General features: G+C 39.3%; 1 protein-coding gene. It reads left to right on the plus strand.

Annotation, left to right across the window (positions count from 1 at the left end):
• Nucleotides 1-18: 18 nt before the first annotated feature.
• On the plus strand, nucleotides 19-239 hold a 221-nt coding region (locus tag AAEY83_RS18235; protein ID WP_351061512.1), incomplete at its 3' end, for a hypothetical protein.

The following is a 239-nucleotide window of genomic DNA, read 5'->3' on the forward strand; positions in this document are numbered from 1 at the left end:
GTGCAAGTAAGTGCACAAATGACTGACGCTCAGCTAATGAGCGATTTATTAGAGCAAAGCTTTAATTCCCCTTTAGTTGATCATAATTTAAGTTTACCTGAAAACTATTACCAGCTGCTTGAGCAACAGCAGTGCGGACCTTGTTTATGGGTGCTTGATGGCGGTAGGCAATTATCTGAAGAGATACTAATTGAGCTTGAGCTGCTTTCTAAAAATAGCCCTAATACGTTGTATATCAT

It is taken from the genome of Psychrobacter sp. TB20-MNA-CIBAN-0197 (assembly GCF_040309765.1).
GTDB lineage: Bacteria > Pseudomonadota > Gammaproteobacteria > Pseudomonadales > Moraxellaceae > Psychrobacter > Psychrobacter submarinus.